The following is a 26,109-nucleotide window of genomic DNA, read 5'->3' as shown; positions in this document are numbered from 1 at the left end:
ATTTAATTAAAACTTGAATAACTCGTTTTAAAAGAGATGTATTTTGCTAACTTTGTATCATCTCTTTTGAAAACATATCCGTACTTGATAATCGTTGAAAGAAGAGATTCAGAAGCCGGAAGATGTTCGAGGTCTTCCGGTTTTTATTATGCCCTCTTCCCATCGGGACTCTGCAATTTATTCCGTGTTAATTCCTTTACTCATACTCTTCATTTTTAAGGTTGAACAATCATAGTATCATATCGTCTCTGATAACCGGTTAATAGATAGTTATATTGCGTCTTTCAATTTTATACTGCAACTTCTCGGTGGATGCCAATGCATCCAATACTTCCTGAATGGTTTGTTCACGACGGACAAAATTACCGTAGAACCGGAAATTGTTTAATGAATCATTGGCTATGCGGATTTTCACATTGTAGCTACGTTCCAGCTCTTTCACGATGTCCGGCAGAAGTTCTTCATCGAAAAACAAATAACCGTCTGTCCACTGGGAGGCATTGGAGGCCGTGACCGACTCCACCGTCATCATCCCGTTTGACTTATTTAATACGGCTCTTTCATCAGGGGAGAGAAAAGTTTCTTTCTCGCTTTTTAACTTATTATTTAATTCGACTTTCCCTTCCAACAGTGAGACTACGACTTCATGGTCTTCAAGATAGTTGCGGAAATTAAATTTCGTTCCCAGCACCCGTAACTGCAAATCTTTCGTTTTTACGTAAAAAGGAATCTCTTCATTCCGTTTGACTTCAAAATAACCTTCTCCCTCCAATTCGATTTTACGGTTATCAACTCCGAATCCTTGCGAATAGGTCATTCGCGAACCGGCATTCAGCCAGACCAACGTACCGTCCGGCAAATAGAGTTTGGTCTTCGAGCCTAGGGGGGCCTCTACCGAAATATCCGCAAATGTATCTTTCACATTTACTTCACCTCTCCAATATGAAAGAAATCCTACGGTGATTATCGCTGCAACGACTGCCGCATAACGCCACAAGACTGATAAACGGAATTGCTTCCGGGAAGATTTCCGCTCTTTTTCCAGCCGTATGCGCTCTTTGAAAGTGCCGAATGCTTTATCTTTATCATAGATAGATGCAGCCTCACGACTTACGGCTGAAAACCAGACTTCCCGCTGCCGGATAAAATACGCCTTATTTTCAGCCGATGCAGCTATCCAACCTTTTAATTCGGCCCGCTTATCTTCATCCAGACTTTCTGCCAGATAGCTTGCAATCAGTTCGTCAATGTATTTCTTTTCTTCTTCCATATTTCTGTTTTCTATAAAGGGGACAGTAATTTTTTAATTGAGGGTAGTCAAAATATGATTTATTTTCATTTTTAATTGAAGAAAAATAAAAAAAGGGCAATCAGGTATTTGCTCAGGTTCTTTTGCAAGGATGCTAATGCACTCTTTATGTGATATTTAACGGTATTAATAGAAATACCCAGGTCTTGGGAAATTTCTTCGTATGATTTTCCCTCAAAACGGCTTTTATCGAACACGCGACGACATTCGTCGGGAAGTTTATCTATGGCTTTATATATCTCTTCTTCCAGCTCACGCTCTAACAACATTCCTAACGGATGGGAGTCGGTCAGTATGATTTTTTCATCCGATATTTCATCAGGCATAAGGGCGGAAAAGGAGAATTCCCTTTTTTCCCGTTCCAGATTCAGATAATTAATACAACGGTTACGGACGGCTTTTAACAGATAACTGCGGATAGAAATCGAAATTTCTAAAGTCTCGCGAATCTCCCAGATGTGGAAAATGGTATCTCCAACGATGGTTTCTGCCAGGAATCGGTCTCTCACATAGCCGTTGGCAATATGACACAGCAGGGCATAATGATGGTCATAAATGTATTGCCAGGCATTTTCATCACCTAGTTTCAATTGCTCTACTATTAAAGTTTCAGTATGCTCCATGTATGTATTAGTCAAGTTAATGGCACAAATTTAGAGAATTATTCGAATTTAACGCATATACAAAGAAAAAAGGAGATGCGTTGTATCAACGTATCTCCTTTTCTTCCTTATCTGAATATACTGTTTTATTTCATCTTATAGACCAACGTCCCACCCTTCACAATGTCTTCATGCGAGATTGATTTTTCCGTATAAGGTTCTCCGTTCAACGTTATGCTATCCACATACATACGTTCTTTTGACAAGTTTTCCGCAATGATTGTGAAAGTCTTTCCATCAGCCAAATGCAGCACCATCTTAGGCAGTTGCGGAGCACCGAATACATACTCCCCGCTCACCGGGTCTACCGGATAGAAGCCCATCGCGCTAAGCATATACCAGGCAGACATCTGTCCGCAATCATCGTTTCCACAAAGTCCGTCAGGTTTGCTCTTGTATTGGGTATCGAATATTTCACGAACCAGTTCCTGAGTACGTTCCGGACGGCCTGCCAATGCATATAAATAGGTGACATGATGGCTCGGCTCGTTGCCGTGGGCATATTGTCCAATCAGCCCTGTCACATCCGACAGGCTCTCACCTTCAAGTTTAACGGTGAACAAAGAATCCAACTTATTCAGGAAAGGTTCTTCACCGCCGAACAGACTGATTAATCCCGGCACATCGTGCTGTACATGCCAGGTATATTGCCATGCATTTCCTTCGGTATAGTCACCGCCGATGCTTTCGGAATGCCCTAACGTACTTGGATTAAACGGCGACTTCCAGGTTCCGTCGGACTTGCGCGGACGCATGAACTGTGTCTCGGAATCGAAGAGATTCTTATAATAATCCGCCCGCTTCGCAAAATAGGCCGCGTCTTCTTCTTTACCCATGCGACGTGCCATATCGGCGGCGGCATAATCATCATATACAGACTCTAACGTGGAAGATACGGATTCCGCCTTTATCAGGTCTGTCGGGAAATATCCGTATTTCGTATAAATCTCCCAATTCGATTTCAACGGATGAGAGACTGTCTGTGTCTTCTTTATCATATTGAAAGCACGCTCGGCATCAAAACCGCGGAATCCTTTACGGTAGGCTTCGGCGATGACCGATACGCCGTGATTGCCAATCATGCAGAAGTTCTCTTTTCCCCATAATGCCCAAATAGGCAGGAAGCCTTGCACCTCGCCCTGTTCTATCAATGAATTTACGAAATCATCCACACGTTCGGGAATCATCAATGTGTAGAACGGATGGGCGGCACGATATGTATCCCATAAAGAGAAGGTAGAATAGAAAGTTCCTGTCCCGGCTTTCACAAGGGAATCGGCTGCGTTACGATACATGCCGTCTACATCTGAAATCTGATTCGGCTGAATCAGCGCATGATAGAAACAGGTATAGAAATTGGTTTTCTCGTCATCCGTACCGTCTATTTCAATACGGCTCAGGTAATTATTCCACTCATGATGGGCGGCAGTCTTTACTCCGTCAAAATCCCATCCCGGAATTTCGGCTTCCAGATTCTTTTTCGCTCCTTCTACACCGGTAGTGGAAAGGGCTACTTTCATCATCAGTTCTTCTCCCGGTTTCATGTCGAAAGTAGCAATGATGCGTTTGCCTTTTTCCGTTTCTCCCATCGGAAGGTAAAGCGAATCCACAACAGGACGGTTGAACTTCATCACGAAGAAATAGTCTTGCTCCACCCAAACCGTATTATTGACATGGCCGGTCAATGTCTGCGCGTCTTCCCAGTTTACTTCACAACTGTTTACCTGGGAGTGATACTGCTCTTCTCTCCATGCGGGCCCATGCTGCAGGTCAATCAGGACGGAAGCCGAATCAGCTTTAAGATAGGTGTAACGGTGAAGGGCCGCATGAATGGAAGCGGTCAGTTCCGCTTTTACTTGAGGCTCTGACAGCTCAACCGTATAATAACCCGGAGCGGCCGCCTCTTTGTCTTTGGAGAAACGGCTGCGATATGCATCCCATGCCCGGACACGTGTGCCTGTTACGGGCATTACCAGAATGTCTCCCAAGTCCATACATCCCGTCCCGTTCAGGTGGGTTTGGGTGAATCCCCAAATCAACGTATCCTGATAAACATATTCGGAACAGTAACGCCAACCGACTGCACCCGTCACAGGACTGGTCTGCACCATTCCGAAAGGATAACAAGCTCCGGGAAACGTATGCCCGTTATCGGCAGCACCGATAAAGGTATTGACGTACCGGGTATAATCCTGCGTTTCCTTTTTTTCCGTCGGTGTACAGGAAGAATAAAAAAACAAACCTGCCAAAGCGGCAGTCATAAAAGGAATTTTTCTTTTCATGTAGATATAATGTTAAGTTAATGCCGTATTACGTATGCTGATATTTATCTGGTTTTCCACGATAGCGGTTTTCCGCCTTTTTCCAATGACAGCAAGGAGCCGCGACGCATATCCATGTCAGGTCCGTATCTTTGAAGGGAAACCGCCTGTCCGGTGCCGGGCATGGGATATGATGCATCGCAATTATCATTATCTCCTGGCAAGCAACGGTTCGCACTTATTCCTTCACGGGCGGTCTGCGCCTGTACGGTCCATATCGGCAGAAGTAACATAAGTACGGATATGAGTTTTTTCATAATAGTATATTCAATGTTTCAATAGTTGCACTGCAAAATTAGAGAATTCTTCCCATTTAAGAGAATTATATACAGACAAATATATTTAAATCTTAGATGGAAGAAGCTTTGATTTATATCGATTCATTGTGATAAAACAAAAATTCATACGACTTATTGAATAAATATCAACTCAATTATTTATCTTTGTTAGCTTAATAATAAGCTGGCGTAAAAAACAACAAGTACAATGAAAGATTTCTTGAAATTCACACTTGCCACAGTGACAGGCATCATTTTGTCAAGTATTGTGTTATTTATTATCAGCATGGTGACGTTGTTCGGTATCATGTCTGCTTCGGATACGGAAACAATCGTAAAAAAGAATTCTGTAATGATGCTCGACTTAAACGGTACGTTGGTGGAACGTGTACAGGAAAACCCGTTGGGCATTTTATCACAGTTACTCGGTGACGGGTCTGATAAATACGGGCTGGATGATATCCTTTCATCTATCAAAAAGGCCAAGGAGAACGAAAATATCAAGGGGATTTATTTGCAGGCAACCTCATTGAATACTTCTTATGCTTCTTTACAGGAGATTCGTAATGCGTTGCTCGACTTCAAGGAAAGCGGAAAGTTCATCATCGCTTACGGCGATTCTTATACTCAAGGGCTTTATTATCTTTCCAGCGTGGCCGACAAAGTGTTGCTCAACCCCAAAGGCATGATTGAATGGCGGGGTATCGCTTCCGCTCCTCTTTTCTATAAGGAGCTGCTTCAGAAAATCGGCGTGGAGATGCAGATATTCAAAGTAGGGACATACAAATCTGCCGTCGAGCCGTTTATCGCGACGGAAATGAGTCCCGCCAACCGCGAACAGGTGACCGTTTTCATCAATTCCATCTGGGGGCAAGTGACCGAAGGGGTTGCTGCCAGCCGCAATCTTCCGGTCGATTCCCTCAATGCTTATGCAGACAGCATGCTGATGTTCTATCCTGCGGAAGAGAGCGTGAAATGCGGATTGGCAGATACTTTGATTTACCGTAACGATGTACGCAATTATCTCAAGGAAATGGTGGAAATCGGTGAGGATGACCGCCTTCCCGTATTGGGACTGGCAGATATGCTCAACGTGAAAAAGAATGTTCCTAAAGATAAAAGCGGCAATATCGTCGCCGTTTATTATGCGTCCGGCGAAATCACGGATTATCCGGGTTCTTCGGCTGCCGAGGAAGGTATTGTAGGGCCTAAAGTAATCCGGGATTTACGCAACTTGAAAGATGACGACGATGTGAAGGCTGTCGTGCTCCGTGTCAATTCTCCGGGCGGCAGTGCTTTCGCTTCGGAACAAATCTGGCATGCCGTGAAAGAATTGAAGGCTGAAAAGCCTGTCATTGTCTCTATGGGCGACTACGCCGCGTCAGGCGGATATTATATTTCTTGCGTGGCTGATACGATTGTTGCGGAACCTACGACTTTAACCGGTTCTATCGGTATCTTCGGGATGATTCCGAATGTTAAAGGATTGACAGAAAAAATCGGCTTGACTTATGATGTGGTAAAAACCAATAAACATTCGGATTTCGGCAACGTCATGCGTCCTTGCAATGAGGATGAAAAATCATTGCTGCAAATGATGATTGCCCAGGGATACGACACCTTTGTAGACAGATGCGCCGAAGGACGCCACATGACGAAAGAGGCCATTGAAAAGATTGCCGAAGGACGTGTGTGGACGGGTGAAACGGCTAAAGAACTAGGTTTGGTAGACGAACTCGGAGGCATCGACAAGGCCTTGGATATTGCCGTGGCAAAAGCGGGTATCGAGGGTTATACCGTAGTATCTTATCCTGCCAAGCAAGATTTCCTGTCTTCTCTGTTCGAGGTGCAGCCCGCTAATTATGTGGAATCACAACTCCTGAAAAGTAAACTGGGCGAGTATTATCAGCAGTTCGGTTTATTGAAGAATCTAAAAGAACAATCCATGATTCAGGCGCGTATTCCGTTCGAGCTGAATATTAAATAAACCGCAATTGCATGAACGGGCGCTTTTTCAAAATACACAAATGGCTGTATCCTGTCTCGTGGCTATACGGGGCAGTGGTAACCGTGAGGAATAAGTTCTTTGACTGGGGATTGCTCCGGTCGAGGAGTTTCGGCATTCCTGTCATTTGTGTCGGTAACCTGTCTGTAGGCGGAACGGGCAAGACTCCTCATACCGAGTATTTGATAAAGTTGCTTCACGATAAATACCAGGTGGCCGTACTAAGCCGCGGATACAAGCGGCGTACACAAGGTTATGTGCTTGCCACTCCTCAAAGTACTGCCAGGACGATTGGCGACGAGCCTTATCAGATGTACGCTAAATTCCCGTCCGTCACGCTGGCTGTCGACGAGAACCGTTGCCACGGGATAGAGAAGTTGCTTGAATTGAAGGAGCCTGCCGTGGATATTGTTTTATTGGATGATGCTTTCCAGCATCGTTATGTCAAACCGGGATTAAGCATTCTGCTGACTGATTATCACCGGCTTTTCTGTGATGACACATTACTTCCGGCAGGACGTTTACGCGAACCTGTCAGCGGAAAGAACCGGGCGCAAATCGTAATCGTCACCAAATGTCCGCAGGATATCAAGCCGATTGATTACAATATTATCACTAAACGGCTGGGGCTTTACCCGTATCAGCAGTTGTTTTTCTCTTCGTTCCGTTACGGGAATCTGCGACCCGTATTCCGGCAGGAAGGGAAAGAAGCTGGCATAAGTACGGTTCCGGCAGGCAAAGAGATTCCTTTGTCTTTACTGACGGGCATGAATGTATTGTTAGTAACGGGTATCGCATCCCCTACTCCTGTCCGGGAAAAGCTGGAAGGCTGCGTAAAACAGATAGAGACATTGTTTTTCGGCGACCATCATGATTTCACCCACAAGGATATGCAACAGATAAAGGAGCGGTTCGGGAAATTAGCCGGTGAAGGACGTTTGATAGTCACGACCGAGAAGGATGCGACTCGCCTGATGAATCATCCGGGATTGGACGAAGCGTTGAAACCGTTTATCTATGCTTTACCCATTGAAATAGAAATATTACAGAATCAACAAGATAAATTTAACCAACATATTATTGACTATGTTAGAGAAAATACAAGAAACTGCCGCTTATCTGAAGGCAAAGATGCACACCAGTCCTGAAACGGCCATCATTCTCGGCACCGGACTCGGAAGTTTAGCCAACGAAATCACCGAAAAGTATGAAATAAACTATTCTGATATTCCCAACTTTCCGGTATCTACCGTAGAAGGGCATAGCGGTAAGCTAATCTTCGGTAAATTGGGTAATAAAGATATCATGGCTATGCAGGGCCGTTTCCATTATTATGAGGGTTATTCGATGAAGGAGGTGACTTTCCCCGTACGTGTGATGCGTGAACTGGGTATCAAGACATTGTTTGTATCCAATGCCAGCGGCGGCACGAATGCTGATTTCGAAATCGGCGACTTGATGATTATCACTGACCATATCAACTATTTCCCCGAACACCCGCTTCGCGGCAAGAATATTCCTTACGGTCCCCGTTTCCCGGATATGAGTGAAGCGTACAGCAAGGAGTTGATTCGCAAAGCGGATGAGATTGCCAAGGAAAAGGGAATCAAGGTGCAACATGGGGTTTATGTCGGTACGCAAGGCCCGACTTTCGAAACTCCGGCTGAATATAAATTATTCCATATCCTGGGGGCCGACGCCGTAGGAATGTCCACCGTGCCCGAAGTGATTGTCGCCAACCACTGTGGCATCAAGGTTTTTGGCATTTCTGTCATCACCGACTTGGGGGTAGAAGGGAAAATCGTGGAAGTGACGCATGAGGAGGTACAAAAAGCTGCCGATGCCGCTCAACCTAAAATGACGACTATCATGCGTGAACTTATCAACCGTGCCTAAATTATTGAACTTGGCTTATGAGAACTGAAATAGCGACTCTCGGTGAATTCGGATTGATTAACCGTCTTACCGATGGTATTGAATTAGAGAATGAATCCAGTAAATATGGCGTGGGTGACGACGCTGCCGTCCTTTGTTACTCTCCGGAGAAACAAATATTGGTAACTACCGACCTTTTAATGGAGGGGGTACATTTTGACTTGACTTATGTGCCTTTAAAGCATTTGGGATACAAGGCCGCCGTAGTCAATTTCTCCGATATTTATGCCATGAACGGCACTCCCCGGCAGATTACCGTTTCTCTTGCTCTTTCCAAACGTTTTTGTGTGGAGGACATGGAGGAACTTTATGCGGGTATTCGTCTTGCCTGTCAGCAATACAACGTTGATATTGTGGGAGGGGATACGACTTCTTCTCTCACCGGACTTGCCATCAGCATTACATGTATCGGCGACGCCGACAAAGATAAGGTGGTTTACCGTAACGGCGCTAAGGAAACTGACTTGATTTGCGTAAGCGGTGATTTGGGCGCCGCCTATATGGGTTTACAACTTTTGGAACGTGAAAAGGCGGTACTGAAAGGTGAGAAGGATGTCCAACCTGATTTTTCCGGTAAAGAATATTTATTGGAACGTCAATTAAAACCGGAAGCCCGCAAGGACATTATCGAAAAACTTGCTTCTGCCAACATTGTTCCGACTGCGATGATGGATATTTCCGACGGTTTATCTTCCGAACTTATGCATATCTGCAAACAGAGTAATGCCGGCTGCCGCGTTTATGAGGAGCATATCCCGATTGATTACCAGACTGCTGTCATGGCCGAAGAATTCAACATGAACCTGACGACTTGTGCCATGAACGGAGGGGAGGATTATGAGCTTCTTTTCACTGTCCCCATAGCCGACCATGAAAAGGTTTCACAAATAGAGGGTATCCGTCTCATAGGACATATTACCAAACCTGAACTTGGCTGTGCCCTAATCACTCGTGACGGACAGGAATTTGAACTGAAAGCCCAAGGATGGAATCCTCTGAAAGAAGAGAAATAATGTTTCCAACACATGACATAATTATTTTTTAATTCATATAACACTGATAATAAGCGCCATAGTTTATTATCAGTGTTTTTTATTTCTGAAAGTCTTGCAAATTCCAAAAGTTTCACTACCTTTGCAACCGCAAAAGAGATATTAGAAGTTAAAGATAAATAGAAGGTGCCATAGCTCAGTTGGTAGAGCAAAGGACTGAAAATCCTTGTGTCCCCGGTTCGATTCCTGGTGGCACCACTTGAAAATCAGAGAGTTACAGTAATATAGCTCTCTTTTTTTGTACCCATATATACAGAAAAACAGGGTAATGTTTCTATCATTTGTGAATCATTGGGGCATAGTTCAGAGAAAGTAACCTAGATTTGTCTGGACAGCTTTGAGAACAATCAGATTGACAGAGCTATAGAGTTTCCTGAAATAGTGGAAGCTTTGATTTATGGAATGAGGTCAAGAAAAGTTATATAGCTAAGAGACTCTGTTCTTTCTATTTGGAAGTGTAGAGCTTCTTAGCTATATTTGCGCACTAAGGCATGATAAACACAAATTTTATAGTAATGTCAGATGGTGATAAGGATAAACTATTCAGTAGAATGGATTCAGACATAGCCCTTATTATAAACATCTGAAAACGTAATGTGTTACTTCGATATAACCGGAATGCAAATATCCACTATCCACTTCTTCTCTGGATGTGTTTCGCTATTATTCAAATAGACCTCAAAAGGCAGACCGCAACACTGGCAGCCATGTTCATCTATTAAGCGGTACATACATTCCCATGCAGGCTGAAACTCATCCCATGAAATTTCAAATCGGCCGATGGCATATTGCCCGGCAGGAAGGGTGTACGCACTGATTTCCCCGTCCGTCTTCATAGGCTCTTTGACTATCAGACAGGCATCCGAAATACGTTTTCCTTCCTCTGTCACGTTCGGATTATCGTGGTAAATGGCAGCCAAACGAAAATCCGGCGTTGTAACCAAGCCTTTGGGATACGCCCAACGTATTAGTTTCTCAAATGACTGTTGCATAGTGGTATATGCTCCATAATGACGGCAATACACTACATGGGTAACGTCTAACTGTTTAATCTCAAAATTACAATTCATACATTTATCTCCTATTTTTAATGTTTTACGCTGGCAAAAATAGTGAGAGTATGTACGACTTTGCGGACTGATATTGTGTTCCAATGTACAAATCTTGCTATCTTCTTGCTGCATTTTGCTTCGGTAGGCCTCGGCAGTCATGCCAAAATGTTTCTTGAAGTTACGGCAAAAGACATTGACGGAGTTAAATCCATATTCAAAGGCAATGTTCATAACGGGCTTTTGAACATCATTTCGCAATTGGATTGCGGCAAGTTCCAATCGCCTGCGCATGATGTATTTAGCTAATGATTCGCCCATTACAGCAGTAAAGATACGATGAAAGTGATAAGTAGACAAACTGGTTTGTTCAGCCAACAGTTGCACATCCAGTTTTTTATCTATATGAGTATTGATGTAGTCGATAACTGCATTAATTGATTTTGTGTATTTATCGGGTTCTTCCATTGCCTACTGATGATTTTAGAACAAAAGTACACATTATTACGGATTCTACCACTACCTTTATATCACGATAGCAGAAACTTATGCTGAATAGCTGGGAAATAAACTGTAAGTAACTTATAAAATAAAGGGAACAGGACCGAGAGAGGAAATTTGAGAGATACCTTTGACTGTATTTAAAGAAACCATTATTAACGCCTTGTCACACCGTGATTATTACGAACAAGATGCAAGCATTACGATAGAAATGTTGACGACCGGGTAGAAATTTCCAATTCCGACAGACTTTTGCCCGTTATGGAGAAAGATTTCAGGTATAAAAGCATGATATGTAACCCGCTAATTTTCGGTTTATTCACCCATATGTAACTGGTAGAGAGTTGTATCTGACATTCCTCGTATGCAGAAAGCTATGAGAGAAACGAATCTTTCTGAATCAGAATCCCACATAAAGGGGATGTTCTCAGTTGTATTTAAAAGAAATATCAGTATCAAGAATGATACTGTAAATGATACCGTAAACTCAAAAGAACAGGAAGTTCCAACCATCATCAAGCAATATCCGGGATTTAACTCATCCAAGACAGCAGAACTAACAAGCCAGCAGAATTAATAGGAAAAAGTGCGCCTACCGCCAAATGTTATTTGAGTTCTTCGGTTAGATTAAAACTGATAGAGTTTAAAGAAGCGCAAAAACCAGGAGGATAGTTTATAAATGAATCACATGAATAAATTTGAAGAACAAATCATAATACATAAAGAGCGTTTAAAGGGAATACCTCAAAAGAATAGACAACAATGGCATTCCGAGTAACAATATAAACTATCGGAATCTATGGGATGAGTTATAATAACTTATTGAGAAATAATGTGCAAACTGATTCCCGGTCGCAGGTTGCGCTATTTGAAAGTCTGAGAATTACAGAAATGCAGCTCTTTTTTATATCCGACATATGAATAGAGACATAGGACAATGTTTTCTCTAGTGTTTTACCTCAAATGGTAACAACAGACATAATGGTAACAACAGACATGATACATGATATGAACAAATATAAACCGTTGAAAACAGGAGAAAGACCCTGTTCCATTAATACGATTCTTCTCATGACAGGTCAAATCAAGAAAAATAAAAAGAAGAAAGACTTGCATGTTTCCAATAAGTAACATATATTTGTTCCCGGATAGTAACATTCGATACAATGAAAGGAAAAAACATAACTGTAGAAAGAGACCGGGAAGCTACCGAGAAACGGCTGTTGGACACCATTGGTAAAATGATTGCCGAAGAAGGCTTCGAGAAAATCGGTATTAATGCCGTAGCAACCCAATCAGGTGTTTCAAAAATATTGATATACCGCTACTTCGGTTCAGTGGAAGGATTGATGGCCGCCTATATACGGCAACATGATTTCTGGCTGAACCTGCCACTCGAATTTCCCGACCGTGAACAATTGCCCTCCTTTATTAAAAACATGTTTCAAGGACAAATAGAACAATTAAGAAACAATCCCACCCTCAAAAGGCTTTATCGCTGGGAACTATCTTGTAATAATGACATGATTGCCCAGTTAAGGGAACAACGGGAAAAAGTAGGAGTATATCTTGTTGAAAAAGTAAGCGAATTGACAGGTCGTCCACAAAAGGAAATTGCTGCGATGGCTTCTTTTCTTACGGCATCCATTACTTATCTGGCTATGCTGGAAGATTTTTGTCCGGTATATAACGGGATTCCTCTAAATGAAGATTCCGGCTGGAAGCAAATAAATGAAGGAATCGATATTCTAATCAATAAAATATTTCCCCATGAACACTGATTTTATACAAATAGCCAATTATGCCTCCAAAGCCCCTTCCGGGCATAACACACAACCTTGGAAATTCCATATCACTGACGATAGAATCACAGTCGTGCCTAATTTCAAAGTAGCCCTGCCTGTTGTTGACGGAAATAACCGAGAGCTATTTATAAGCTTAGGATGTGCTGTTGAAAACCTGCTTATCGCTGCCGGTCACTTGGGTTATACCACACACATTATGGAATATAATATTAAAGGAATAACAATCCGACTTGCAAAAACAGATTCAATAATTGAGAATCCCTTATTCCGCCAAATAGAAAAACGGCAAACGAACCGTAGCATCTATAATGGCAGTAAAATACCGAATGAGAAGTTAAGACAACTCCAAACCGTACAAAAAGAAAATCAGATACAGTTCTATTTTGCAGAAATAGGTACGCCACTCGCTGATACCATAACCGGATACATAATGAAAGGAAACGAGATTCAGATGAATGATACAGACTTTAAGAACGAGTTGCTTTCATGGATGCGATTTAATAAAAGACAAGTAGAAACCACACACAACGGATTGAGTTATCGGGTATTCGGAAACCCGCCACTTCCCAAGATACTGGCACGTCCCATAGTGAACCGGTTTTTGAAATCCGATGTACAAAATAAGTCAGACAGAAAGAAAATAACATCCTCTTCCCACTTTGTCATATACACTACACAGAAAAACACAGTTGAAGAATGGATAGACCTAGGCCGCACCCTACAACGTTTTCTATTAAAAGCTACAGAAACCGGAATCTCATACGCTTTCCTGAACCAACCGTGTGAAGTCCCGCCATTAGCTTCCGCCCTACAAAAAATATCCCCCTTTACCCAAGAATATCCCACACTGATATTAAGGATAGGTTATGCCCGACCGTTACCCTACTCTCCACGTCAGAAGATTGAAACAGTAATAGTCTGACATCCTATCCATATTTGGCGACAGGCGATATAACAATAAACCGATATGAAGAAGTCCAAACAATATATCAAAATTCATCCCGATTAAATTTGAACCCCAATAGCAATCTTTACATCCATAAAAAGATTACCGTCGAGCATTCATTCTATTATTTTTCATACCTTTGCATCCGAAGAGACCAATAATACAAATTGTCCAATCCATGAAACACCAACTCTGTATATAGCTACGTTCAACAGATAAACTTATCATACCGCATTATTTTAAGTTATCAAGGTGAATAACCATTATTCACTACAGAGTTTTATACCCTTTTTAATTATGAATTCACAACACGGCAAGGGAGTGTGTCGAAACTAAGATGAACACTCGGAACAGTTACAGAATCTAACTGATAAACATAAAAATAGCCGTATCATTACTCAGAATGAAGTGCACCCCAGAAGTTAGACACAAAACTTTTTGGGGTCACTTCAAAAATAGAATTGATACGGTCTTTTATTGCCGATGAAGAGTGTCGAATTTCAGATGAAAAATGCCAGGTTTCAGATGAAAAGTCCATTTCCTCTAAAATTGAATTTTGACACCCCCATGCTGCGTTGTACACATACCTATCAGAATAATGAATTACACATATAAACAACTATGGCACATCAATCTACCCGTTATGATGAGCATATTGATGGAACAATTAATCAATATTACAGACGCAATCTTTCTTGGAAATGTAGGAGAAGTAGAATTAGGCGCATCCGCCATTGCGAGCATCTACTACCTGGCACTCTATATGCTTGGTTTCGGCTTCTCCATCGGACTGCAAATTATGGTCGCCCGAAAAAACGGAGAGCAGAAATACAAAGAAACAGGCAAAATATTCTTTCAGGGATTATTCTTCTTATCCGGCCTGGCAGTATTCATCTGCCTATCCATACATCTCATATCCCCGTTTCTTTTAAAGCCAATGATTCATTCACAGGAAATATACCAGGCAGTGATTAGTTATCTGAAGTGGCGCAGTTTCGGATTGTTGTTCTCATTCCCCTTTTTAGCCATGCGTTCTTTTTTTGTCGGAATAACCGAGACCAAAACCTTGATATGGGCAGCCGGCATAAGTGTACTGGTGAATATAGCTCTCAATATCATATTAATATTCGGGCTCAGACTAGGCATATCAGGTGCAGCGATAGCATCGTCATTGGCAGAGGGCAGTGCATTGGTTGTTCTCTCCGCCTATATGAGAAGAAAAACGGATAAACTACATTACGGCCTGAAACCAGCCTTTCATAAACAAACATTGACGGACATATTGAAATTATCAATCTGGAGCATGCTACATACCTTTATCAGTGTTTTCCCTTGGTTTATATTTTTCATCGCCATCGAACATTTAGGAAAAGAAGAATTAGCCATATCCAATATTACCAGAAGCGTATCAACAGCATTTTTTGTCATAGTCAATTCATTTGCACTCACTACCGGTTCGCTAGTCAGCAATGCTGTCGGAGCAGGAAATACCAAAGCCTTATTCCCAATCTGTAAGAAAACACTGCAATTGGGATACATCCTTGGAATCCCCTTAATCGGCCTCATGCTATTTGAAAAACAAAGGATTATCGGGCTCTATACAAATAACGCACAACTGATACAATCCGCTTTTACCCCTTTCATTATCATGCTGTTGAATTATACATTCGCTCTACCCGGCTATGTATATCTCAATGCAGTAAACGGCATAGGAAAAACAAAAGCCGCCTTTATCTTTCAAGTAACGACCACCATCGTTTACCTATTCTACCTCTATTGGTTAAATTCCCATACACAAGCCGGCCTGGCTATCTACCTAACGGCAGAATACCTATTCGTAATAATGTTATGGATACAATCCGGCATTTATTTAAGAAAGAAATCATTTAATACTTCAAAATTATGATGACTAAAATATATCCACGTACAGGAGACAAACAAACGGTATATCTGAATGCCGTAGTGAAAAATCCGCGAATTAAAATCGGCGATTACACAATCTACAATGACTTCATTCACGACCCTTTATTATTCGAAAAGAACAACGTGCTTTATCACTATCCCATTCATCAGGAAAAACTCGTGATTGGCAAGTTCTGTTCCATTGCCTGTGGTACAAAATTCATGTTTAATTGTGCCAACCACACATTGAAATCCTTATCAACTTACACCTTTCCCCTCTTTTATGAAGAATGGGAACTGAACAAAGCGGATATATCAACAGCATGGGACGATAAAGGAGACATTATTCTGGGAAACGATGTTTGGACCGGTTATGAATCTGTAATCATGGCAGGAGTCCATATCGGCGACGGGGCTATCATTGCAGCCCGTTCCGTAGTCACAAAAGACATTCCTCCCTATACAATTGTCGGCGGCACTCCGGCAAAAGAAATCCGGAAGAGGTTCGATGAAGAGACAATATCGCAACTGTTAACATTAAACTGGTGGAACTGGCCCACCGACAAATTACAATCATGTTTACCCTACCTGACGGCAGGAAACCTCAATCGATTATTGACAATTTCCAACCAGAAGTAAAAATAGGAAATAGAAAATGCGGGACTCTTTCCCGAATCCCGCATTCCCGCCTATGATGGTATCGCAACGGATTCATGCCGTACCCGCCACGAACGCTTAATCATCCTTTCTACAGCCGTTCCAACGTGAAACAGTCTATATCAGGCGCCCAAGTATAATCACTTCCCATCCTGACGACATTATATCCCGCCTTCAATTCCACGGGAACAGTAACGACGGTCAAACCTTTAGAAGGGTCCGTTTCCAGACGGTCGATTGTATATTTCCTGTCATTGACCTTAACTTCCAGCTTATAATCCTTGATTTCCCTCTGGGTTCCCCTGACAGGTGCATACGAAACCTTCATAAGATACTTTCCGGCATTTGAGACATACACTTCATTCCACTCGGCATAATTCTCTTTTTCCCCACCCAGATTAGTGACGACCATTCCGCCGGAAGCACCTTTATAAGGCAAGTAGGCCACTCCCCGTTTACGTTTTCCCAAATCATTAAAACAGGGTAAATAAGCCCACTCCCCTTCATAACGCACCGGGTCCAGACGCTTTTCCGCTTCCACCCGCAAAATCTTAACACTGTGAGGAGGAAGTTCATACACCATCTTTCCAGACATGCTCCCTTCCGTTTTCTGTTGAACCAAATCACGGACATTCACCTTGCCGGAAAGCTCCAGAATCGAAAACGGAACCGAGAAAACGCAAGCCGTATCCGAAGGATTATAAATGGCTACGGCACGGACATTCCCCCGCTTCTTCTCGATATCCTTAACCAATACATACCCCCCATTCTCATGCTGGACAACATAAGCCTGTAATCCCAGCGAATCTTGATTCAACGCAATCAATTCCTTGTTCTTCAATAATTTCAAGGAATTCTCCGGAATCGTAGTCAAATCACACCCAATCAACAACGGAGAGCTCATGATACACCACATGCCAAAATGCACCTCTTCCTCCTCCGGCTTCAATCCCCTTCCGATTTCCAGCATATCCATGTCATTATAATGACCTCCACCCGCATAGGCGGACAAATAAAGATTCTTATGAATGATAGCCTTTACCGAGCCCCAGTCAGGAGATATGTCCGGACTGATACGCCAGGAACGCGCCAGATTTTTGACCCAAGTTCCGGGATATGCCCAACGACAAATATTTATAGAAATATTACGTTTGCAGACCTCATCTATCGACTTCCTGATTTCAGTGTACCTTTTCTCTTCGTCCAGCTCCAACTGCTGTCCCGCTCCGCAATAGTCTATCTTAATAAAATCAAATCCCCAGTCATTAAAATACAAATCCGCATCCTGTTTTTCGTGTCCGTACAAGCCGACTCCCACCCCGTTAGGGTCCTTGTCCCAAAGAGAGCCGCAAGTATTTCCTCCCGCATCGGAATAGATACCGGCTTTCAGTCCCTTCGAATGAATATAATCCGCCACACATTTCAGACCGTTCGGAAAACGTTCGGGATGCGTGTATAACCTGCCGTCCTTGTCCCGGCCTCCGAAAAATCCGTCATCGATATTTACATACCGATAACCGGCCTCCTTCAACCCTTTATGCACCATCGCATCCGCCTGTTTCTTTATCAGCTCCTCGCTGATATGGACACGATAAGTATTCCATGAACTCCATCCCATAACGGGAAGCTCTATATCATTTTCCCAGGCAGCAGCAGACGCCCCGCTTGCCAGGACAAGCAAGCCCCCGAACACATACTTTATTAAACAATGTCCTTTACTCATTCTGCAAAAATAACATTATCCGGTTATAAGAAACGAATGGAATCATTATACTGTTCCTGCAAATTCAATAACCCTTCCTTTAACTCCTTTACCACCGGTTCATATTCATCCTGTCCGTACAGATTATGCATTTCCGTCGGGTCAGACTGAATATCGTACAATTCCCAGCAGTCAATGTCATTATAAAAATGAATTAACTTATAACGCTCCGTACGTATTCCGTAATGACGTTTCACCATGTGTTCCGCCGGATATTCATAAAAATGATAATAAAGGGACTTCCTCCAGTCAGCAGGATGTTCGCCTTTTAACAAAGGAACCAAAGACGTCCCGTGAATATCGGACGGAATATCCGCACCTGCCAGTTCAAGGAAAGTAGGAGCATAATCAATATTCTGTACCATTTCAGTTATATCGCCCCGACGGGTAAATCCTTCGGGAAGCCTCATAATCAACGGAGTGCGCATAGATTCCTCATACATGAACCTCTTATCAAACCAACCATGTTCGCCCATATAAAAACCCTGGTCGGAAGTATAGACAACCAGTGTATTGTCAAGCAGCCCTTTCTTTTCCAGATAATCAAGCACGCGGCCTACATTGTCGTCAAGAGACTTCACCGTCTTCATATAATCGCGCATATAACGCTGGAACTTCCAGTTGGCGAGTTCCTTTCCCTGAAGGTTCTTTTTATAAAAATCATCAATGACAGGAGTATAGAATTTATCCCAGGCGGCACGTTGCCCTTCATCCATCCGCCCGATAAATCTCTCATACAGAGTCTTCAGGCGGGATTCCTTATCGGGACGCAGCATCTTCAAATCATAAATCATGTCCATATCCTTCACGATGCTCATCTCTTGGGCAGCCGCTGCCGGACGGCCCTCATAATCATCGAAGAAATTGTCCGGCAATGGGAAAGTCTTATCCTCAAAAAGAGATAAATTACAAGTATCCGCCATCCAGTTACGATGGATAGCCTTATGATGAATCAACAGGCAAAACGGTTTCTGGGAATCACGTTTATTCTCCATCCAATCAATGGCATCATCAGTGATAAGATTGGTTATATACCCGTGACGGCGCACCGTATCGTTATCCTGCGTGATGAAATCAGGATTATAATAATCTCCCTGTCCGGGCACAATCTCCCAATAATCAAATCCGCTGGGCAAGCTCTCCAGATGCCATTTGCCGACCAATGCCGTCTGATAGCCTACCTTCTGCAGAAGCTTCGGAAAAGTCTGTTGGGAACTGTCGAACACACAAGTCGTATTATCATAAAACTTATTCGCGCAACTATGTTTGCCCGTTATCATACAGGCACGGCTCGGACCGCTCAGGGAATTCGCGACAAAACTTTGGGTAAAGCGGACACCGTCGGCAGCGATACGGTCAAGATTAGGAGTTTCCATATAACGAGTATCATAACAACTCATCATCTGAGCGGTATGATCGTCCGTCATTATATAGACAATATTATATTGCCTGACATCTTCTTTTTTGGTCTGACATGCCGTAGATAAAAAAATCAAAGGTACAACCTCTGCAAAAACTGATACTCTTTTCATGATATAGAATTTATAATGGTATGCATACAACATTTCTCAAACGCCCTTTAAATCCCATCAGCCTATCCCCGATTTGATGCAACGGGAAAAATAAAGTCTCCTGATACCAGATAGCATCCTTTCTTTGGGATTTAAAATTATAGACTTTACCGATACGCCCTTCCAGCCGTTCCGCCATTTTTCCATCCACATACAAAGAAGTCCCCTTCATATCACCCTCTATGCGAATCTTGCTCCATTTCTCGGCCGGCAACCGGAAAGCATGAAACACAAACTCATAACCGTCCCGGCGAAAAGCAAACTTCCCCGTATTCTGCCAATTGGTGATAAATTCCGAATGAGGCCCTTTAAACAAGACAGCATCAATTTCCGGCTCCATATCAGGACATATCTCAAATTCCACGGCATACGGATATCCTATCTCAGGAACCTCGCTTATAACCGAATCATTCCCATGCAAAACCAGTTCCTTTCCCGGCTGTGTGAGCTCCTTTTTCCCATCTACCCGGGCCTGCAGATTCACTCCCGGCGCTTCCGGAGTATGCTTGCACAAATTGAAAAAATCTTCAAACGGAACATTCTCCGCATTATTTCCCTTCCACAATTTTTCGGCTATCACCTGCATTGCGGGGAAGATGCGGATATGTACATCCTGCTGGCTTATTCCATTCCCTACACGGTCATTCCAGACGGCAAACATAGCCCCCAGCAATCCCGGCGAACGTTCAACCATTTCACCCTTTTTCATCACTTGGGGCGACCATTCCTCATACAACCACTTATAATCCAGAAAATCATGGTAATAATTTACAGAAGGCACAATATAAAGAAAATTGTCGCACATATTGATGGCTTTTCCACCCTCCTTCAATATCGATTCTATATCCATCCAACTATAATTCCACGCATTCACAACCTTCCCTTTTATATCGACGGGAGTGTTTCCCTTCATGGATTTCAGACTTCCCCACAAACGAGGATTTTTCCCGTATTTCGTTATGTATTTCAAATAGTAATCCGTAAAATACCGGAACTGCTCCACCTCCTTCATATTATATTCGTCAGTGCCGATATGTACGTCCGGACCGACAAACACCGGCTCTTCTCCCGACAGATATTCATCAAAAAGCGAATCCAGAAACTCGTAGACTTCCTTCTTATAAAGGTCCAGATGGTCCATCCCATATTCTTTCTTATCAGCAGCCAATACAGGATTATAATGCGTAAAAGCCAATGAATGGGCAGGCACGTCTATCTCCGGAATAACATTAATGCCATAGCGCGCAGCCATCTTCTGAAAGTCGCGAAACTCTTCTTTAGTATATGAGCCGTCTTTCGCCGTCAAACCGGGAAAGCGTTCGCTTTCCAGACGAAAAGCCGCATACGTCTTATTCCAGTCATTGCCAAAGAACTCCACAAATCCGTTATCATTCAAATGCACCTGCAATTCATTCATTTTATAAAACGAAAGAATCTTGATATAATCACGCAGAAAATCCATTGTAAAGAACTTGCGTGCCACATCAATCATAAAACCGCGATGCGTGTAAGCCGGATAATCCACCGCCTTCCCTTTCATCATCCCTTCCGGCTGATTACAGAGCATCTGCAACAAAGTACGTGTTCCCCATAACACCCCCTTAGCCGTGGGCGCCTCGATTTCAACGGAACGAAGAATATTCAGTTTATACCCTTCATCCCCCAATGTTTTTTTATCGGTATCCTCCAAAGACAAATAAATCGAGTTCCTTTCAGGCTTTCCTGTCTCTATCCGGTAATGCCATCCGAACATTTCCTTTAAATCCTGAACCAGGATATCGGCAATCCCCCCCAAAGAACAAGTATCCTTCGGAGCTACTACTATCTTCCCGTTCTCAGGAAGCACCAACTTCCCACTCGCGGCTTTCCAGCTTTGCAAAGCAGGAATAACCTGTGGAACACTCTCTTGGGCATTCGCAGTGAGCCCAAGCAAAAGCATTATACAAAATACGCAAAAATGCCTCATTGTTTCTTCAATAATAATTATTAATAGATATGAAAACGGAAACTTGATATAAAGAACGCGCGACAAAGAATACAACCGTCTCACATGCTGCATCCCTTGTCACGCAAGATAATGACTATCTATCTCATATTCTCAATAGACAGTTACTTTTTCACAATCTTTAAAGGAGTCTCCCCGCCGGATGAATCGACTTCAAACTTATATTCCGAAATGCCGTCCGACTGACCGTTTAAATTATCAAGCCGGTTATGCAACTCGTCCGCAGTAGTCAAGTGTTCTGCTCCTTCTATACTTCCGTTATTGAAAACAGCATAATCGCAATTCATAAAATAACAAGTATTACATTCAAAATTGGAATCCGCTTTAGTTATTCCTCCCCAATCTCCCTTTCCGCTCATCATGCTCGTCGAATAACAGCTCGTCAGACTCTTGGTATTAGCACCTCCGCCTTGACCAATCAGACCTCCCATCGTACACCAGGCAGTGGTACTTTCAATTTTCGCTCCTGCATGAGATGCTATAATAGTTGCATCATTAGACGCCCATGCAGAACCAATCAAACCTCCCAGGCTAATAGCATTCGCGCCTGTACACTTTATGGTAGCTAAAGAACAGCAACCGTCCAATATTCCTCCATTTATCCATCCCACGATACCGCCGAGATCACCTCCTTCGGATGAATTGGTTATAACGACATCACTGCCTACAAACGCCCCTTTTATAGTACCCGAAGCATTCTCGCCCGCAATACCTCCAGCGGTATGTTTGGAACTTATCCCAACCGTTACCCGGCCTTCAACCCTGCAATCCGAAATCACACCGCTATTAACGCCAACCAGAATTCCTACCCGTTTATCATCTCCTCCGCTCACATCAATCACAGCTCCGTTAACCGAGCAATTTTCTATACTCCCTTTGTTGTCTGCGGCAAACAATCCCAATTGGTAACCATAACTTGCCGTCACGTTATTAAGGGACAAATTCTTTATCGTACCATTGTTGGTGACAAACAGTCCCAAGCCGCTATTCTCTTCCGATGAAATGGTAAGATTGGAAATGGAATGATTGTTACCGTCCAAAGTGGCGGCAAGAGTGGCGACAGGCGTCCAATTCCCTTCCTCTTTCATATCAATGTCGGTATCCAACGTAATCGTAGCATCAGGAGAACTCCAGACCTCAACCGGCAATGCCTTCAATCCGCCGGATTTAATAATCGTATAATTATTGCCGTCTTGCGTATATCCGCTGTCTTCCGTAGTCGGGGCAATCGATAAATTGACAATATAACGTTTGCCCGCCACATAGCCTTCCGTAGGCACAAGAGCACCCGGCTTACTGTATAAAGCGTTGATTGTAGCCTTCTTGACAACGATATTCTCCTCCACCTCTCCTTTTCCATCCTCATTGGTAGAAATGACCAATGAGAAAGTCAATTCAGTCTCCCCCATCATTCCTTCCGTCGGGAAGAAATTCATATAACCCGTAGCAGACTCTCCCGTTTTTATTACCGATTGAGGCATATTCAAAGTCAGTACATTCTTCTTTCCCGCATAAGAATACACCAATCCGTCATTGGTCGCCACAGTTAATTCAGTCGGGAAAATCTCACTATCAGCCTCCACGGACAATGATTTCACAACCACCTCACTTTCCCTCTGGTTAGTCAAGTCGAACTGGAAAAGGGCGGTCAGGTGATTAAAATTCAAACGTTGCACGGTATTTCCTTCCACAACCCCCTCAGCCAACATATACATGGTATGCTGCAACGCCGGTTTACCGCCCTCCGGTTGCGTTGCGACATTTGACAAGGTAAAACTCAAAGGAGTTGAAACCGCCTCCTGAGCCGGATAAATTCCCCACACTTTCGCCTCATCCTCAAAAGACGCCTCTCCCGTAAAAGTCACCTTCCGCGAAGGGTTAGCATCCAGGTCATCGCCTTCCGCAGCGAAAGCATATCCTTTGGCTCCGTCCCATATCGTCACCCGGTCGTCGGTATTCCACATAAAAGACTTACCGTTCTCCTGTACATTGGCACGTGTAGACAAACCTTCCTCATCACTTCCATACCCTTGAATACCGGCATATACAGTATAAGTGGACAAGCTTCCCGCATATCGAGTATCCTTTTCGATAACATCTTCCTCACAAGAAGTCAGGGAGGCTACACTCAGTAGCCCTATCCCCATTATATAATAACATCTATTCATGGTATATCTCATTTTAATTTCTCATATTAAATCTCATCGCCATCTCCAAAATCCGGCCCTCCGAATCCGGGACCGCTCACCTCCAGAATCAAAGGCTCATTCTCACCGCCGCCATTTTCAGTATATTCAAGCCCGGTTTCCGAAATAGAAGAATTCATCTCCGAGGCATGTTTAACCATACCGGCAACATCGTCAACTTTGGTAACCCCTTTATATTCCGTTTGAGCCTTATCGCTCACATAGAAACATGCTTCACAATTCAGTCCGTGTCCCTTGTTCGAATCATGGGCTCCAATAAATCCGCCCACATTTTGCGGATATCCGGTAATAACAGTAGTGGTGTAGCAACCGGAAATATGAATAGCCGCAGGATTCCATTCATCAGCACCTTTACCTATCAACCCTCCTATCGTGCTATGCCCGGTTCCGACAAGAGTGATGCTGCCTGTAGAATAACAAGCCGTAATCTCCACAGCGCTGGACGAAGCCGTCACTCCGATTAGTCCGCCGGCAAGTATGGCTTTCTCATTCGTCGTTATGGAAGCGGCGGCATGGCATCCCGTCAGTTTACCATTCTGATTCCATCCTACAAGTCCACCGACATTGGCGCCGCTACCACCATTTATATAGATGCTGACTCCTCTTCCTACGGACGAACGCTCAATCGTTCCGGAATTGTAACCAATCAAGCCTCCGGTACGCGGATTCGCTCCCATATTGCCACCGGTAGAGATATTCACATTACCCGTCACTTTACTATCAGCGACAACACCGGTATTATGTCCTACCAAAGCGCCCAAATTACCCGTAAAGCTGATACTTATCGCGCCGCCGTCAACGACACACTTGGAAACCGTTCCTTCATTCTTCGCCACAAGCAATCCGTTAGGATTAGAATCGGCCCCGTCCATTACAGAATTAGTTTCAAACTCCACATTGGCAAGAGTCAGGTTTTCGACAAGCCCGCTGTTGAGCGTAATGAATCCGCCGCTGCCTTCACTGGCAATCTTGAAATTAGAAATGGTCTGTCCGTTTCCATCGAACGTCCCTCTGAATTCCGCAATCGGAGTCCAGTCCGCACCACGCATATCAAAGTCTCCCTCTCCGTCCAAAGTGATGACCGTATTTTCGTCCGTAATATAATCGGCCTCATACCTCAACAGGTTGCTCAATCCTTCCGCAGAATATACCGTATAATTTTTATCTCCGTTATCCACATATCCCCTTTCATCCTCATTAAGCACAACATCCATATTTACGACATAACGCTTGCCCGCCACATACTGGAAACCATCCGATACGGCCAGGGGCAGTCCTGCATACAACTCACCGACAGTTCCGGTTTTCACCTGCACCTTCTCAGTCCCCTCTTCCACATAATTGACGGTAAAAGTCAGCTCATCGTTTTCCGACATTGTAATAGTGGGGAAAAAACTCATATAACCGCTCAATGATTCATCACTTGCGAGAATCCCCCCATCTCCAAAATTCAAGACCAGCTTATCCAACTGTGCCGAATACTCCGGCGTCGTCCCGTCCACAAGATTCAACTTCTCGGAAAAAACCGGTTTGGAGCTTTCTACCGTCACATTCTTCACAATTATCTGCTTAGGCCTCACATTGGAAATATTAAACTGGAAAAGAGAAGTCAAATGCCGGAAACTCAATCCCTGTATTTCATTACCCGCCACAGTTCCTTGCGCAACCATATACATCGTTTCCTGCAAATGAGGTTTAAAATCCGGTTTTTGTTCCGACATGCCACTCAGCTCAAAAGAAAACATACCCTCTTTTCCTTCTCCCTCCTTACTGGGATATATCCCCCATACAGACATGCCGTCTTCCAAATCGGCGTCATCGGAATAGAACGGTATTTCGGCAGAAGGGAAACTCTCGTCATAATCTTTCGAAATAGTGAATACGTTACCGGTCTCACCGTTCCAAACCGTTATTTCATCCGCTTTATTCCAGATAAAAGTCTTACCGTCATCCTGCACATTAGCGCGTGTGTCTGTTTCCTTACCCTCCGTCCGGTAATCCTGTATCCTAGCCCATGCCGTATAAGCATGCGCCTCTTGTTGCGAAGCGTTCTCCCCGCTTTCAATTATATCTTCCTGACAAGAAATCAGGGTGGCTGCAGTCAGCAGCCCGAACCCCAATAAAGAATAATATTTATTCATA

The 26,109-nt window shown here is 43.4% G+C and carries 17 protein-coding genes, 1 tRNA gene and 2 pseudogenes; 10 read left to right on the top strand and 10 right to left on the bottom strand.

The window, feature by feature from the left end; all coding sequences use genetic code 11:
* Positions 1-259: 259 nt before the first annotated feature.
* The 4 genes from Q5076_RS11385 to Q5076_RS11370 all read right to left on the bottom strand — a co-directional run bounded on the left by Q5076_RS11385 (position 260) and on the right by Q5076_RS11370 (position 4,549).
* Positions 260-1,270 carry a FecR family protein gene (locus Q5076_RS11385; protein ID WP_303013342.1) on the bottom strand — a complete coding sequence of 337 codons (1,011 nt, stop codon included), beginning with the start codon at positions 1,268-1,270 and terminating at the stop codon, positions 260-262.
* A 71-nt stretch (positions 1,271-1,341) separates the two neighbouring features.
* Positions 1,342-1,932, bottom strand: a complete 591-nt coding sequence (locus Q5076_RS11380) for an RNA polymerase sigma-70 factor (protein WP_303013339.1) — start codon at positions 1,930-1,932, stop codon at positions 1,342-1,344.
* Between the two features lie 125 nt (positions 1,933-2,057).
* Entirely contained in the window at positions 2,058-4,253 is a 2,196-nt protein-coding gene (locus Q5076_RS11375; protein WP_303013338.1) for a GH92 family glycosyl hydrolase, read from the bottom strand.
* Between the two features lie 44 nt (positions 4,254-4,297).
* Positions 4,298-4,549: a hypothetical protein gene (locus Q5076_RS11370; RefSeq protein WP_303013336.1), complete on the bottom strand. Its 252-nt coding sequence runs from the start codon at positions 4,547-4,549 to the stop codon at positions 4,298-4,300.
* A 229-nt stretch (positions 4,550-4,778) separates the two neighbouring features.
* Between Q5076_RS11370 and sppA the strand changes: the two genes are divergently transcribed.
* The 5 genes from sppA to Q5076_RS11345 all read left to right on the top strand — a co-directional run bounded on the left by sppA (position 4,779) and on the right by Q5076_RS11345 (position 9,760).
* Entirely contained in the window at positions 4,779-6,557 is a 1,779-nt protein-coding gene (sppA, locus tag Q5076_RS11365) for a signal peptide peptidase SppA (RefSeq protein ID WP_303013334.1), read from the top strand.
* Positions 6,558-6,568: 11 nt separating this feature from the next.
* Positions 6,569-7,723 carry a tetraacyldisaccharide 4'-kinase gene (lpxK, locus tag Q5076_RS11360; RefSeq protein ID WP_303013332.1) on the top strand — a complete coding sequence of 385 codons (1,155 nt, stop codon included), beginning with the start codon at positions 6,569-6,571 and terminating at the stop codon, positions 7,721-7,723.
* Positions 7,662-8,471: a purine-nucleoside phosphorylase gene (locus tag Q5076_RS11355; RefSeq protein WP_303013330.1), complete on the top strand. Its 810-nt coding sequence runs from the start codon at positions 7,662-7,664 to the stop codon at positions 8,469-8,471. The genes lpxK and Q5076_RS11355 overlap by 62 nt, the downstream gene beginning before the upstream one ends.
* A gap of 17 nt (positions 8,472-8,488) precedes the next feature.
* On the top strand, positions 8,489-9,523 hold the full coding sequence (gene thiL / locus Q5076_RS11350) for a thiamine-phosphate kinase (RefSeq protein WP_303013329.1): 1,035 nt from the start codon (positions 8,489-8,491) through the stop codon (positions 9,521-9,523).
* A 164-nt stretch (positions 9,524-9,687) separates the two neighbouring features.
* Positions 9,688-9,760 (top strand) — tRNA-Phe (locus Q5076_RS11345).
* Between the two features lie 401 nt (positions 9,761-10,161).
* On the opposite strand, the gene Q5076_RS11340 is transcribed toward Q5076_RS11345, so the two are convergent.
* Entirely contained in the window at positions 10,162-11,079 is a 918-nt protein-coding gene (locus Q5076_RS11340) for a GyrI-like domain-containing protein (protein ID WP_303013327.1), read from the bottom strand.
* An 89-nt stretch (positions 11,080-11,168) separates the two neighbouring features.
* Between Q5076_RS11340 and Q5076_RS11335 the strand changes: the two are divergent.
* The 5 genes and pseudogenes from Q5076_RS11335 to Q5076_RS11315 all read left to right on the top strand — a co-directional run.
* Positions 11,169-11,784 (top strand): annotated as a pseudogene (locus tag Q5076_RS11335) (ATP-binding protein); the annotation flags it as partial.
* 494 nt (positions 11,785-12,278) lie between these two features.
* Complete coding sequence (locus tag Q5076_RS11330) at positions 12,279-12,893, top strand: TetR/AcrR family transcriptional regulator (RefSeq protein ID WP_303013325.1); 615 nt, start codon at positions 12,279-12,281, stop codon at positions 12,891-12,893.
* Positions 12,883-13,839: a nitroreductase gene (locus Q5076_RS11325; RefSeq protein WP_303013324.1), complete on the top strand. Its 957-nt coding sequence runs from the start codon at positions 12,883-12,885 to the stop codon at positions 13,837-13,839. The genes Q5076_RS11330 and Q5076_RS11325 overlap by 11 nt, the downstream gene beginning before the upstream one ends.
* Positions 13,840-14,461: 622 nt before the next feature.
* Entirely contained in the window at positions 14,462-15,769 is a 1,308-nt protein-coding gene (locus Q5076_RS11320) for an MATE family efflux transporter (protein WP_303013322.1), read from the top strand.
* A complete protein-coding gene (locus Q5076_RS11315) occupies positions 15,766-16,404 on the top strand; it encodes a CatB-related O-acetyltransferase (RefSeq protein ID WP_303013319.1) in 639 nt (212 codons plus the stop codon). Before Q5076_RS11320 ends, Q5076_RS11315 begins: the two co-directional genes overlap by 4 nt.
* A 109-nt stretch (positions 16,405-16,513) precedes the next feature.
* On the opposite strand, the gene Q5076_RS11310 is transcribed toward Q5076_RS11315, so the two are convergent.
* The 5 genes and pseudogenes from Q5076_RS11310 to Q5076_RS11290 form a co-directional block, all read right to left on the bottom strand.
* Positions 16,514-18,040, bottom strand: a complete 1,527-nt coding sequence (locus Q5076_RS11310; protein WP_303013346.1) for an alpha-galactosidase — start codon at positions 18,038-18,040, stop codon at positions 16,514-16,516.
* Positions 18,041-18,168: 128 nt separating this feature from the next.
* A pseudogene (locus Q5076_RS11305) lies at positions 18,169-19,650 on the bottom strand (sulfatase); the annotation flags it as partial.
* A gap of 76 nt (positions 19,651-19,726) precedes the next feature.
* Positions 19,727-21,694, bottom strand: a complete 1,968-nt coding sequence (locus Q5076_RS11300; RefSeq protein WP_303013344.1) for a family 20 glycosylhydrolase — start codon at positions 21,692-21,694, stop codon at positions 19,727-19,729.
* 170 nt (positions 21,695-21,864) lie between these two features.
* The gene (locus Q5076_RS11295) at positions 21,865-23,928 is read right to left on the bottom strand and encodes a fimbrillin family protein (RefSeq protein ID WP_303013314.1); all 2,064 of its coding nucleotides are present in this window, start codon (positions 23,926-23,928) and stop codon (positions 21,865-21,867) included.
* Between the two features lie 26 nt (positions 23,929-23,954).
* Entirely contained in the window at positions 23,955-26,108 is a 2,154-nt protein-coding gene (locus Q5076_RS11290) for a GLUG motif-containing protein (protein WP_303013311.1), read from the bottom strand.
* Position 26,109: the final 1 nt, after the last annotated feature.

This window comes from uncultured Bacteroides sp. (assembly GCF_958445495.1).
GTDB lineage: Bacteria > Bacteroidota > Bacteroidia > Bacteroidales > Bacteroidaceae > Bacteroides.
This window is presented reverse-complemented; position numbering and strand designations above follow the sequence as displayed.

Bases quoted from the DNA above. Each gene is read 5' to 3' on its own strand.
- Q5076_RS11355 (WP_303013330.1), top strand. From the start codon at position 7,662: ATGTTAGAGAAAATACAAGAAACTGCCGCTTATCTGAAGGCAAAGATG.
- Q5076_RS11310 (WP_303013346.1), bottom strand. From the start codon at position 18,040: ATGGGATGGAGTTCATGGAATACTTATCGTGTCCATATCAGCGAGGAG.
- Q5076_RS11320 (WP_303013322.1), top strand. From the start codon at position 14,462: ATGAATTACACATATAAACAACTATGGCACATCAATCTACCCGTTATG.
- sppA (WP_303013334.1), top strand. From the start codon at position 4,779: ATGAAAGATTTCTTGAAATTCACACTTGCCACAGTGACAGGCATCATT.
- Q5076_RS11380 (WP_303013339.1), bottom strand. From the start codon at position 1,932: ATGGAGCATACTGAAACTTTAATAGTAGAGCAATTGAAACTAGGTGAT.
- Q5076_RS11340 (WP_303013327.1), bottom strand. From the start codon at position 11,079: ATGGAAGAACCCGATAAATACACAAAATCAATTAATGCAGTTATCGAC.
- Q5076_RS11375 (WP_303013338.1), bottom strand. From the start codon at position 4,253: ATGAAAAGAAAAATTCCTTTTATGACTGCCGCTTTGGCAGGTTTGTTT.
- Q5076_RS11325 (WP_303013324.1), top strand. From the start codon at position 12,883: ATGAACACTGATTTTATACAAATAGCCAATTATGCCTCCAAAGCCCCT.
- lpxK (WP_303013332.1), top strand. From the start codon at position 6,569: ATGAACGGGCGCTTTTTCAAAATACACAAATGGCTGTATCCTGTCTCG.
- Q5076_RS11295 (WP_303013314.1), bottom strand. From the start codon at position 23,928: ATGAATAGATGTTATTATATAATGGGGATAGGGCTACTGAGTGTAGCC.
- Q5076_RS11315 (WP_303013319.1), top strand. From the start codon at position 15,766: ATGATGACTAAAATATATCCACGTACAGGAGACAAACAAACGGTATAT.
- thiL (WP_303013329.1), top strand. From the start codon at position 8,489: ATGAGAACTGAAATAGCGACTCTCGGTGAATTCGGATTGATTAACCGT.
- Q5076_RS11330 (WP_303013325.1), top strand. From the start codon at position 12,279: ATGAAAGGAAAAAACATAACTGTAGAAAGAGACCGGGAAGCTACCGAG.
- Q5076_RS11385 (WP_303013342.1), bottom strand. From the start codon at position 1,270: ATGGAAGAAGAAAAGAAATACATTGACGAACTGATTGCAAGCTATCTG.
- Q5076_RS11290 (WP_303013311.1), bottom strand. From the start codon at position 26,108: ATGAATAAATATTATTCTTTATTGGGGTTCGGGCTGCTGACTGCAGCC.
- Q5076_RS11370 (WP_303013336.1), bottom strand. From the start codon at position 4,549: ATGAAAAAACTCATATCCGTACTTATGTTACTTCTGCCGATATGGACC.
- Q5076_RS11300 (WP_303013344.1), bottom strand. From the start codon at position 21,694: ATGCTTTTGCTTGGGCTCACTGCGAATGCCCAAGAGAGTGTTCCACAG.